The 11,605-nt window shown below is 64.4% G+C and carries 11 protein-coding genes; 8 read left to right on the forward strand and 3 right to left on the reverse strand.

Going from position 1 to position 11,605, the window contains the following annotated elements; all coding sequences use genetic code 11:
* Positions 1 to 87 precede the first annotated feature (87 nt).
* From ACFPO9_RS25955 to ACFPO9_RS25965, 3 genes are all read left to right on the forward strand, one after another.
* Complete coding sequence (locus tag ACFPO9_RS25955; protein ID WP_379776939.1) at positions 88 to 2,442, forward strand: Tex family protein; 2,355 nt, start codon at positions 88 to 90, stop codon at positions 2,440 to 2,442.
* Positions 2,443 to 2,601: 159 nt separating this feature from the next.
* A complete protein-coding gene (grxD, locus tag ACFPO9_RS25960) occupies positions 2,602 to 2,925 on the forward strand; it encodes a Grx4 family monothiol glutaredoxin (protein ID WP_379776942.1) in 324 nt (107 codons plus the stop codon).
* Positions 2,918 to 3,505 carry a UbiX family flavin prenyltransferase gene (locus ACFPO9_RS25965; RefSeq protein WP_379776945.1) on the forward strand — a complete coding sequence of 196 codons (588 nt, stop codon included), beginning with the start codon at positions 2,918 to 2,920 and terminating at the stop codon, positions 3,503 to 3,505. Before grxD ends, ACFPO9_RS25965 begins: the two co-directional genes overlap by 8 nt.
* Before the next feature lie 2 nt (positions 3,506 to 3,507).
* On the opposite strand, the gene ACFPO9_RS25970 is transcribed toward ACFPO9_RS25965, so the two are convergent.
* From ACFPO9_RS25970 to ACFPO9_RS25980, 3 genes are all read right to left on the reverse strand, one after another.
* Positions 3,508 to 3,681 (reverse strand): hypothetical protein, encoded by a 174-nt coding sequence (locus ACFPO9_RS25970; protein ID WP_379776947.1) that lies wholly within the window; start codon positions 3,679 to 3,681, stop codon positions 3,508 to 3,510.
* A 179-nt stretch (positions 3,682 to 3,860) separates the two neighbouring features.
* Positions 3,861 to 4,271: a hypothetical protein gene (locus tag ACFPO9_RS25975; RefSeq protein ID WP_379776950.1), complete on the reverse strand. Its 411-nt coding sequence runs from the start codon at positions 4,269 to 4,271 to the stop codon at positions 3,861 to 3,863.
* Positions 4,272 to 4,550: 279 nt separating this feature from the next.
* On the reverse strand, positions 4,551 to 5,603 hold the full coding sequence (locus ACFPO9_RS25980; protein WP_379776953.1) for an MBL fold metallo-hydrolase: 1,053 nt from the start codon (positions 5,601 to 5,603) through the stop codon (positions 4,551 to 4,553).
* A gap of 137 nt (positions 5,604 to 5,740) precedes the next feature.
* On the opposite strand from ACFPO9_RS25980, the gene ACFPO9_RS25985 reads away from it, so the two are divergent.
* The 5 genes from ACFPO9_RS25985 (at position 5,741) to ACFPO9_RS26005 (ending at position 11,571) form a co-directional block, all read left to right on the forward strand.
* Positions 5,741 to 6,166 carry a MerR family transcriptional regulator gene (locus ACFPO9_RS25985; protein WP_379776956.1) on the forward strand — a complete coding sequence of 142 codons (426 nt, stop codon included), beginning with the start codon at positions 5,741 to 5,743 and terminating at the stop codon, positions 6,164 to 6,166.
* Positions 6,167 to 6,398: 232 nt separating this feature from the next.
* Complete coding sequence (locus ACFPO9_RS25990; RefSeq protein WP_379776958.1) at positions 6,399 to 7,583, forward strand: isovaleryl-CoA dehydrogenase; 1,185 nt, start codon at positions 6,399 to 6,401, stop codon at positions 7,581 to 7,583.
* A 162-nt stretch (positions 7,584 to 7,745) separates the two neighbouring features.
* Positions 7,746 to 9,557, forward strand: a complete 1,812-nt coding sequence (gene aceK / locus ACFPO9_RS25995) for a bifunctional isocitrate dehydrogenase kinase/phosphatase (protein ID WP_379776961.1) — start codon at positions 7,746 to 7,748, stop codon at positions 9,555 to 9,557.
* Positions 9,554 to 10,753, forward strand: a complete 1,200-nt coding sequence (locus tag ACFPO9_RS26000) for an acetyl-CoA C-acyltransferase (RefSeq protein WP_379776964.1) — start codon at positions 9,554 to 9,556, stop codon at positions 10,751 to 10,753. The genes aceK and ACFPO9_RS26000 overlap by 4 nt, the downstream gene beginning before the upstream one ends.
* A 149-nt stretch (positions 10,754 to 10,902) precedes the next feature.
* Positions 10,903 to 11,571: an SDR family oxidoreductase gene (locus tag ACFPO9_RS26005; protein ID WP_379776967.1), complete on the forward strand. Its 669-nt coding sequence runs from the start codon at positions 10,903 to 10,905 to the stop codon at positions 11,569 to 11,571.
* The last annotated feature ends 34 nt before the right edge of the window (positions 11,572 to 11,605 follow it).

Below are 11,605 nucleotides of genomic sequence, written 5' to 3' on the forward strand. Positions count from 1 at the left end.
GACGCACGATCGAATCGGGCTGTCAAGACTGGTGTATCCGTCGGGTTTGCGTATCATTGACCGCCTGACCTACTGATTTTGCGCCCCATGCTGCCCTCGATCGAACAACGCCTCGCCCAAGAACTGTCCGCCAAACCGGCCCAGGTGGCCGCCGCCGTCGCCCTCCTCGACGAGGGCGCGACCGTGCCCTTCATCGCCCGCTACCGCAAGGAAGCGACGGGCGGCCTGGACGACATCCAGCTGCGCCTGCTGGAAGAACGCCTGCGCTACCTGCGCGAACTCGAAGAGCGCCGCGCCTCGGTGATCGCCTCGATCACCGAGCAGAACAAGATGACGCCGGAGCTGCTGCAGGCGATCTCGCTGGCCGAAGACAAGACCCGCCTCGAAGACCTCTACCTGCCCTATAAACAGAAGCGCCGCACCAAGGCCCAGATCGCGATCGAGGCCGGGCTGGCGCCGCTGGCGGACGCGCTGCTGGCCGACCCGGCCCGGAACCCCGAGGAAGCCGCCGCCGCATACCTGCGCGATGCCTTCACCAATGCCGACGGCGTCAACAACCCCGGCGTGGCGGACACCAAGGCCGCGCTGGACGGCGCGCGCCAGATCCTGATGGAGCGCTTCGCCGAAGACGCCGAATTGCTGCAGTCGCTGCGCGAATACGTGCAGGAGCACGGCGTGGTCGAATCGAAGGTGGTCGAGGGCAAGCAGGAAGAAGGCGAAAAATTCGCCGACTACTTCGATTACTCGGAAACGCTGTCCACGGTTCCGTCGCACCGCGCGCTGGCGCTGATGCGCGGCCGCCGCGAAGGCATCCTGGACGTGACCCTGCGCCTCGACACCGAAGAAGAAAAGCCGAAATGGGACGCGCCGCTGAATCCCTGCGAAGCCCGCATCGCGGCGCGCTTCGGCATCAAGGGCGCGGGACGCCCTGCCGACAAATGGCTGCTCGACACCGCGCGCTGGACCTGGCGCGTGAAAAGCTTCATGTACATCGAGACGGAACTGATGGGCGCCTTGCGCGACAAGGCGGAAACGGACGCGATCCAGGTCTTCGCGCGCAACCTGAAGGCCCTGCTGCTGGCCGCCCCGGCCGGCCCACGCGCCACCATGGGCCTGGACCCGGGCCTGCGCACCGGCGTCAAGGTGGCGGTGGTCGACCCGACCGGCAAGGTGGTCGACACCGCCACCATCTACCCGCACGCGCCGCGCAACGACTGGGACGGTTCGCTGCACGTGCTGGGCCAGCTGGCGGCGAAGCACAATGTGTCGCTGGTCTCGATCGGCAACGGCACCGCCTCGCGCGAGACCGATAAACTGGCCCAGGACCTGATCAAGCAGAGGCCTGAACTCAAGCTCACGAAGATCGTGGTGTCCGAGGCTGGAGCCTCGGTGTATTCGGCGTCCGAATTCGCTTCGCGCGAGCTGCCGGACCTCGACGTTTCGATCCGCGGCGCGGTGTCGATCGCGCGCCGCCTGCAGGACCCGCTGGCGGAGCTGGTGAAAATCGACCCGAAATCGATCGGCGTCGGCCAGTACCAGCACGACGTCTCGCAGACCCAGCTCGCGCGCCAGCTCGACGCCGTGGTCGAGGATTGCGTGAACGCCGTCGGCGTGGACGTCAACACGGCCTCGGCGCCGCTGCTGGCGCGCGTCTCGGGCCTGTCCGCCAGCGTGGCGCAGAGCATCGTCACCTACCGCGACATGCAGGGCGCGTTTGCCTCGCGCGCCGCACTGAAGAAGGTGCCGCGCCTGGGCGACAAGACCTTCGAGCAGGCCGCCGGCTTCCTGCGCGTCATGAACGGCGACAATCCGCTGGACGCCTCGGCGGTGCACCCGGAATCGTATCCGGTGGTCGAGAAGATCCTGCTTGATATCAAGCGCGACATCAAGACCGTGATCGGCGACGGTTCGCTGGTGAAGACCCTGAACCCGGCCAGGTACGCCGACGACAAATTTGGCGTGCCGACCGTCAGCGACATCCTGAAGGAACTGGAAAAGCCGGGCCGCGACCCGCGTCCGGAATTCACCACCGCCACCTTCAAGGAAGGCGTGGAAGCGATCTCGGACCTGCGCCCGGACATGATCCTGGAAGGCGTGGTGACCAACGTCGCCGCTTTCGGCGCCTTCGTCGACATCGGCGTGCACCAGGATGGCCTGGTGCACATCTCGGCGCTGTCGAACACCTTTGTGAAAGATCCGCACACGGTGGTGAAGGCCGGCCAGGTGGTGAAAGTCAAAGTGCTGGAAGTCGACGCCAAGCGCAAGCGCATCGCGCTGACCATGCGCCTGTCGGATTCGGCGCCGCAAGCCGGTTCGCAGCCGCAGCAGCGCGGCGACCGCGACGACCGCAAGCGCATGGGCCAGCAACAGCAGCGCCAGGAACGCGCGGCGCCGGCGGCAGGCGGCGCGATGGCGGCGGCGTTTGCCAAGCTGAAGAAATAATTCACCGTCGTCCCCGCGCAGGCGGGGACCCAAGTTCCGTTAGCACGGTCGACAAGCTTGCAAACTTGGCCCCCCGCCTTCGCGGGGGCGGCGGCGGAAAGGCAGGTTTTCTTATAAAATGCCGTCATCCCCCAAAATTTCACCCGAAGGCAAAACCAAATGAGCGACGTACAAAACTGGATCAAAGAGACCGTGACCAAGACGCCGGTCGTGCTGTTCATGAAGGGCACCGCCCAGTTCCCGCAATGCGGCTTTTCCGGCCGTGCGATCCAGATCCTGAAGGCTTGCGGTGTCGATAACATCGCCACCGTGAACGTGCTGGAAGATGCGGAAGTGCGCCAGGGCATCAAGGAATTCTCGAACTGGCCGACCGTGCCGCAACTGTATGTGAACGGCGAATTCGTCGGCGGCTCGGACATCATGACCGAAATGTACGAATCCGGCGAACTGCAAGCCCTGATCAACAAGCAGCAGAATGGCTGATCCGAGGCCACGCCGGATCGTCGTCGCCATCACCGGCGCGACCGGCGCGGTCTACGGCGTGCGGCTGCTCGAGCGGCTGCGCGCCCTTCCCGGCGTCGAGACCCACCTGGTCGTTTCCGACGCCGCGACTCTCACCCTGCATCAGGAAGTCGGTCTGCAAAGGCGCGACGTGGAAGCGCTCGCCCACGTGGTGCACAAGAACCGCGAAATCGGCGCCTCGATCGCCAGCGGCTCGTTCCAGACCGACGGCATGGTGATCGCACCCTGTTCGATGAAGACGCTGGCGGCGGTCGCCCATGGCATCTCGGACAATCTGATCGCACGCGCGGCCGACGTGATCCTGAAGGAACGCCGGCGCCTGGTGCTGATGGTGCGGGAGACGCCGTTCAACCTGGCGCACCTGCGCAATATGACGGCCGTCACCGAGATGGGCGGCATCGTGTTCCCGCCGCTGCCGAGCTTTTATAACAAGCCGGGCAGCATAGCCGAGATGGTCGACCACACGGTGGCGCGTGTCATCGACCTGCTGGGGATCGAGAATGATCTCGCCCCGCGCTGGACGGGCATGAAAGACGCCTGAGTCTAGCGCCTGTCCCCGTACCTTTCCTGCTCTTCCTTCCTTGCTTCTCTTGCGTCTTCGATTTTCCTGCGTTGCTCGTTCCGCTTGCGCATGATTTCTGCGTGTTGCGCCGCTGTCATCGGCGGCGCGGTCATGAGGTCTTTCAACTGCGCGGTACTGCTGTAGTTATTAATCATGAGGGCACTGCATCCTTATATGACCGATAACGCTGGCGGGCGCCAGTAGCTAATGGATTATGCGCGAGACTCGGCCATTTGTGCCGTCCGTTTGAAGAAAAATTGCAGTAAGGAATAAAAATGACAAGAGCCCGGCGAGAGGAGATCCCCTGGGCCAGGCCGTTGTTGTCTAGACAGGTTTACTTCGGCTGGTGGTTCATGCGCACCAGCATGCGGATGAACTCGCGCGCCAGTTGCTTGTGATGCTCGTCCAGGCGCTGCAGGTCGGCGATCAGCTTGACGTCGGCCGATTCGAAACGCGCCGATGCGTCGGCGGTCTCACCGTTGGCCGGCGCGTTGTCGGAACCACCGAAGCGCAGCCAGTCAGCCGGCACGCCCAGCCACTGGGCGATCATGCGCAGCTTTTCCTGGGTCGGAATGGCTTCGCCAACCAGCCATTTGCGGGCGGCGTGGACCGTGATCGGACGGCCTTCGAAACGAATGTTAAATTCGCGCGCCAGCCGCGTCGGGCTGTCCGGCGAATAGTGGGCATTTTTCAGCGCTTGCTGCAAACGCTCGCTGAAGCTCTCACGCTCGTTGGTCGAATTCATCGGAGGTACTAGTGGTTCATGCAGGGCTGTCATGGTTTCTCCATGGTTCAGACCTTATGTAAAGCGCGAAAGTCTGAAAGTAACAAACATGTGAGTATTGACCAATTCTCACAGTGCTGTCCAGCAATTATCGTGCTTTCTGGTAAGAGAATAGGTAAGTGTGAAAAATATCCTACAGGAAAAAGAAAACGTTTGCTTGTGGAATTTCAGTCATGCAAAAGAAACGGGCAAGCTTAAAGCTTGCCCGCAGGAATTCCCGACAGCCGAAATCGTCGCGAATCAGCGCAATTTAAAGCGGATAAGGCCGTCGTCGCCGGTTACACGTTCAAGGATACCGCTGTACCACAGTGTATGCAGATGGGCCAAGGCCTCGCCGAGCGCAAAGCTGAGCTGGTGGGCGTCGAGCTGGCGCCGGAACATCAGCGGGACAATGTCAACTGCCGAGCGCGGCTCGGTGCAGGCGGCGCGGACCTCTTCCAGGCGCGCAACGTGGTGCGCGCGCAACTGTTCGATGCGCACGTGCAGGCCGCGGAAGGGTTTGCCATGCGAGGGCAGTACCAGGGTGTCGTCCGGCAGATCGGCAAACTTGTCCAGCGACGCAAGATATTGTGCGAGCGGATCGCCTTCCGGCTCGACCGCGAACACCGACACGTTCGTGGAAATGCGCGGCAGCACCATGTCGCCGGAAATCAGGATGCGCCCCTCGTCCGCATACAGCGAGACGTGCTCGGGCGAATGGCCGAAACCGGTGATCACGCGCCATTCGCGGTCGCCGATGCGCACGCGCTGGCCGTCCTGCAGCCGGGTATAGGCGGGCGGCACGGCCGGCACCAGCGAGGGGTAGTAGTTGCGGCGGCCCTGCATCTGCTCGAGCATGGCCGGGTCGACCAGGCCGTGGCGCTGGAAATGGGGGATAGCCGAGGGCCCGTCCACGCCCGGCAGCGCGGCCGCCATCATGCGCGCGAAGCCGAACTCGGCGGCGCTGGTCCAGAACGGCGCTGTAAAACGCTCGCACAGCCAGCCGGACAGGCCGACGTGGTCCGGATGGCAGTGGGTCGCGAACACGCGCAGCAGCGGCTGCTGCGCCATCGCGCCCTCAAACAATTGCTCCCAGGCGGCACGAGTGGCCTCGGTGCTGGCGCCGCAGTCGACCAGCGCCAGCCCTTCCCTGCCCTCGACCCTGTCGTCCATCAGCCACAGGTTAATGTGGTCGAGGGCGAAGGGCAGCGGCATGCGCAGCCAGCGCAGGCCGGGTGCAAGGTCGTGCACGGTGCCGATGGGCGGGATGGTGTCGCCGAAGGGGTAGCTGAGCTGGGATTCGAGTGGGTTCATGCCAGAATCTTTCGTGATGGCGCTGCCGTGGGCAGGCTACAATGCAATCAAGATTGCCGTTGACGTTAACGGAAACTAAAATGCGGGAAATAGAAGCGCAGCCGCGATTCTATGTGATTTCGACTATGCAGAATAATATGGGCCCCACCTACACCATCGCCGAACTGGCGCGCGAATTCGACATCACCGCCCGCGCCATCCGCTTCTACGAAGACCAGGGCCTGCTGAGCCCGATGCGCGAAGGCCAGGGCGGCCGCAACCGCGTCTACACCCCGCGCGACCGTACCCGCCTGAAACTGACCCTGCGCGGCAAGCGCCTGGGGCTGACCCTGTCGGAAATCAAAAGCATCGTCGACATGTACGAGTCGCCCAAGGACACGGCGGCCCAGATCAACCGCTTCCTCGGCGTCCTCGCGCACCAGCGCGATACGCTCGAGCAGCAGCGCGCCGACATCGAGATGTCGCTGGCCGAGATCGCCGTCCACGAGGAAGAATGCCGGCGCCTGCTGGTGGATGCCGGTACCGATGAGGATGCCGGGCCGCAGGAGCGGAGTGCGGCGTAAGTAGGCGCTTACCGGCTCAGTATGCACGTCATTCCCGCGCAGGCGGGAATCCAGGTTCTGCTGTGTAATAGGCACGCATAAACTTGGGTCCCCGCCTTCGCGGGGAGTCAGGTCGGGCAGTGCCCGGCATGACGTATTGGTTGGTTGACGTTTACGTTAACGTCACTCCGCGCTATCATCCCGTTCAGCCACCCCGCCAACCATAACGACACACGAGACAAGAGAGGACGACATGCTGCATCTGCCAGGCTTGACCTTTGACCACGGCGAGGACATCGCCGCGCTGCGCGAAGCAGTGCAACAGTTTGCGGCGAGCGAGATCGCGCCGCGCGCGGCCGAAATCGACCGTACCGACCAGTTCCCGATGGACCTGTGGAAGAAGATGGGCGAACTGGGCCTGCTGGGCATCACCGTCAGCGAAGAATACGGCGGCGCCAACATGGGCTACCTGGCCCACATCGTCGCGATGGAAGAGATCTCGCGCGCCTCGGCCTCGGTCGGCCTGTCCTATGGCGCCCACTCGAACCTGTGCGTCAACCAGATCAAGCGCAACGGCAGCGAAGAACAAAAGCAGAAATACCTGCCCAAGCTGATCTCGGGCGAGCACGTCGGCGCACTGGCCATGTCCGAGCCGAACGCCGGCTCCGACGTCGTCAGCATGAAACTGCGCGCCGAGCTGAAAGGCGACCGCTACGTCCTGAACGGCACCAAGATGTGGATCACCAACGGCCCGGATGCCGACACGCTGGTGGTCTACGCCAAGACCGACATCGAAGCCGGCCCGCGCGGCATGACCGCCTTCCTGATCGAAAAAGGTTTCAAAGGCTTCTCGATCGCGCAGAAGCTGGACAAGCTGGGCATGCGCGGTTCGCACACCGGCGAACTGGTGTTCCAGGATTGCGAAGTGCCGGTCGAGAACGTGCTGGGCGGCGTGGGTAAAGGCGTCAACGTGCTGATGTCGGGCCTGGACTTCGAGCGCACCGTGCTGTCCGGCGGCCCGCTGGGCATCATGTCGGCCTGCATGGACGTGGTCGTCCCCTACATCCACGAGCGCAAGCAGTTCGGCCAGGCCATCGGCGAGTTCCAGCTTATGCAGGGCAAGATCGCCGACATGTATTCGACCATGATGGCTTGCCGCGCCTATGTGTATGCGGTCGGCCAGGCCTGCGACCGCGCAGACAATGCCGCCGCCGTGCGCGCCCTGCGCAAGGACGCCGCCGGCGCCATCCTGTACAGCGCCGAAAAAGCCACCTGGATGGCCGGCGAAGCGATCCAGACCCTGGGCGGCAATGGCTATATCAACGAGTATCCGGTCGGTCGTCTGTGGCGCGATGCGAAGCTCTACGAAATCGGCGCGGGCACCAGCGAGATCCGCCGCATGCTGATCGGGCGTGAGTTGTTTGGCGAGACGGCGTAAGGACGTCGTCCCGCGGCCTATGAATCGTCGTTCCCGCGGAGGCGGGAACCCAAGTTCCGCTTGAGTCGTCGTAACGCATGCAAACTTGGGTCCCCGCCTGCGCGGGGACGACGGGGCAGCATTACAATAACCTTCTCCCCTCCCACCGCGCGACATGAACCGATGACCCAGGCAAGTTTTCCCAAACTGCTCTCGTCGCAGATCGCCTTCGACATCGCGCGAACCATCCTGGACGGCTTCGACCGCCACTACGCGCTGTTCCGCCAGGCCAGCCAGGCGGCCAAAGCCTATTTTGAAAAAGCCGACTGGGCCACCGCCCAGCGCGCCGCACGCGAGCGCATCGACTTCTACGACAAGCGCGTGCAGGAATGCGTGCGCATCCTCGAGGACGACTACGCGCCCGAAGAGCTCGACGACGCCACCTGGCGCGAAACCAAGCTCCATTACATCGGCCTGCTCACCGGCCACAAGCGCCCGGAACTGGCCGAGAGCTTTTTTAACTCCGTCAGCTGCCGGCTGCTGCACCGCAGCTACTACCGCAACGAGTTCATCTTCGTGCGCCCGGCCGTCTCGACCGAGTACATCGAGACCGAGGAGCCGCAGCCGACCTGGCGCGTCTACTATCCGGCCGCGGACGGTTTGCACGGCGCCCTGCGCCGCATCGTCACCAACTTCCAGCTGGCCCGCCCCTTCGCCGGCCTCGATCGCGACGTCGCCCTGGTCGAGCGGCGCATGCGCGAGCAGTTCGGGCTGGACCAGGCGGAACCGGACCAGCAGCTGCAGGTGCTCGCTAACCTATTCTTCCGCAACAAGGGCGCCTACATCGTCGGCCGCGCCATCGACGGCGCCCGCGAATATCCCTTCGTGATCCCGGTGCTGCACGACGGCCGCGGGCAGCTGGTTCTGGACACCGTGCTCACCGAGCCGGACCAGGTGCTGACCCTGTTCTCGTTCACGCGCGCCTACTTCATGGTCGACATGGAAGTCCCCTCAGCCTATGTCCAGTTCCTGCGCAGCCTGATGCCGAACAAGCCGAGAAGCGAGATCTACACCGTGCTCGGCCTGCAGAAACAGGGCAAGACCCTGTTCTACCGCGACTTCCTGCAGCACCTGAAGCACAGCTCGGACGAATTCCGCATCGCCCCCGGCATCCCCGGCCTGGTGATGCTGGTGTTCGAGCTGCCGTCCTTCCCCTACGTGTTCAAGGTCATCAAGGATTTTTACCCGCCGCCGAAGGACACCACGCGCGAGAACATCAAGGAAAAATACCTGCTGGTGAAGCACCACGACCGCGTGGGCCGCATGGCCGACACCCTCGAATACTCGGACGTCGCCTTCCCGCTGGCGCGCTTCCCGGACGGCCTGCTGGAGCAGCTGCGCCGCGACGCGCCCTCGCTGCTCGAGGTCGAAGGCGACCGCATCGTCATCAAGCACCTGTACATCGAGCGCCGCATGGCGCCGCTGAATATCTGGCTGCAGGAGGCCGAGCGCAGCGGCGACCAGGCCCGCCTCGAGCATGGCGTGATCGAATACGGCAATGCGATCCGCGACCTGGTGGCGGCGAATATCTTCCCCGGCGATATGCTGTACAAGAATTTCGGCCTGACCCGCCAGGGCCGCGTCGTGTTCTACGACTACGACGAGATCGAGTACCTCACCGACTGCCAGTTCCGTGACATCCCGGCCGCGCGCAACGAAGAAGACGAGATGGCGGCCGAGCCCTGGTACCCGATCGGCAGGCACGACGTCTTTCCCGAGCAGTTCGAGCGCTTCCTGCTTGGAAATCCGAACATCCGCACCATCTTCATGCAGCACCACGCCGAGCTGCTCTCGCGCGCCTGGTGGCAGTCGCACAAGGAGCGCATCCAGGCGGGCATCGTCGAAGACGTGTTCCCGTATGCGCAGCAGATCCGTTTTCAACAATCCAACCCGGCGGCCAGTCCGTCACCTTCCTTTTTGGAGCACACACAATGAATGATCCAGTCGTTATCGTCGGCGCAGCCCGTACCCCGATGGGCGCCTTCCAGGGCGATTTCTCCTCGAAGACCGCAAGCGACCTGGGCGCGGTGGCCATCAAGGCCGCCGTCGAGCGCGCCGGCGTCGATCCGCAAAAGGTCGAACACGTCTACTTCGGTAACTGCCTGATGGCCGGCCAGGGCCAGGCCCCGGCGCGCCAGGCGCTGATCAAGGCCGGCCTGCCGATGTCCACCGGCGCCGTGACCCTGTCTAAAATGTGCGGCTCGGCGATGCAGGCCGCGATCTTCGGCTACGACGCCCTGGCAGCCGGCAGCGCCGACGTGATCGTCGCCGGCGGCATGGAGTCGATGACCAATGCCCCTTACCTGATCCCGAAGGCGCGCGGCGGCTACCGCATCGGCCACGCGCCGATGTTCGACCACATGATGCTGGACGGCCTGGAAGACGCCTACTCGCGCAACGAGAAGACCGGCGAAGGCCGCTCGATGGGCACCTTCGCCGAAGAGTGCGTGGCCACCTACCAGTTCTCGCGCGAAGACCAGGACAACTTCGCGATCGAATCCGTCAAGCGCGCGCAAGCCGCCAACAACGACGGCTCGTTCGCATGGGAAGTCGCGCCGGTCAGCGTCGCCAGCCGCGCGGGCGAGCAGGTCATCGACAAGGATGAGGGCCCGCTGAAGGCCAAGATCGACAAGATCCCGTCGCTGCGCCCGGCCTTCAAGAAGGACGGCACCGTGACCGCCGCCTCGTCCTCGTCGATCAACGATGGCGCCGCCGCACTGGTCATGATGCGCGAATCGACCGCCAAGGAACTCGGTCTGACCCCGATCGCCCGCATCGTCGGCCACGCTACCCATGCACAGGAACCGAACCTGTTCACCACCGCGCCGATCGGCTCGATGCAGAAGCTGTTCAAGAAGACCGGCTGGAAGGCCAGCGACGTCGACCTGTTCGAGATCAACGAAGCCTTCGCCGCGGTGCCGATGGCCGCCATGCGCGACCTCGAGATCCCGCACAGCAAGGTCAACATCCACGGCGGCGCCTGCGCCCTGGGCCACCCGATCGGCGCCTCGGGCGCGCGCATCATCGTCACCCTGCTGGGCGCGCTGAAGAAGACCGGCGGCAAGCGCGGCGTGGCGTCGCTGTGCATCGGCGGCGGCGAAGCGACGGCGATGGCGATCGAGATGGTGTAATCGTAGGGTGGGCACACCGTGCCCACGCGTGACGGATGCGGACCGTCGACGTTTGCGTGGGCACGGGGTGCCCACCCTACGGACGACGGCCCGTCCGATTTCGCGGTATGGTGACGGATTCCCGTCACCGACGAACCAAGGAGTTTTCCATGTCCACCGCTCTCATCATCGGCGCATCCCGCGGCATCGGCCACGAAATGGTCCGCCAGTACCGCGCCGACGGCTGGCGCGTGATCGCCACCGCCCGCAAGCCGCAGGACTGCGAAGAGTTGCGCCAGCTCGGCGCCGAGGCGCACGAGCTCGACGTGACCAATCCGGAAGCGATCGGCGGCCTGGGCTGGAAACTGGACGACGAGAAGATCGACCACGCCTGGCTGGTGGCCGGCGTCTACGGCCCGCGCCATGACGGCTTCCCGACCCAGCAGGAGTTCGACGAGGTCATGCACACCAACGTGCTGGCGGCGATGCGCCTGCTGCCGATTATCGGCCCGCTGGTGGCGAACGCGCGCGGCAGGCTGGCGGTGATCTCCTCGCGCATGGGATCGATCGGCGAGCGCACCGGCGCAGGCGGTTCGCTGTACCGCGCCAGCAAGGCGGCGCTGAACTCGGTGCTGAAGGATGCGGCGCTGAGCTTCGGGCCGCAGGGCGTGACCTGCATCAGCTTCCACCCGGGCTGGGTGCAGACCGACATGGGCGGCGCCGGCGCGCCGCTCAGCGTCGAGGAAAGCGTGCGCACGCTGCGCGCGACCCTGGCCGGCGCGGACCGCTCGCAGCACGGCTCTTTCCTGAACCACGACGGTACACCGATCGCCTGGTGAACCTCTACTAGACAACGATAACGACACACGAGAC

It is taken from the genome of Massilia aerilata (assembly GCF_042656905.1).
GTDB lineage: Bacteria > Pseudomonadota > Gammaproteobacteria > Burkholderiales > Burkholderiaceae_D > Telluria > Telluria aerilata.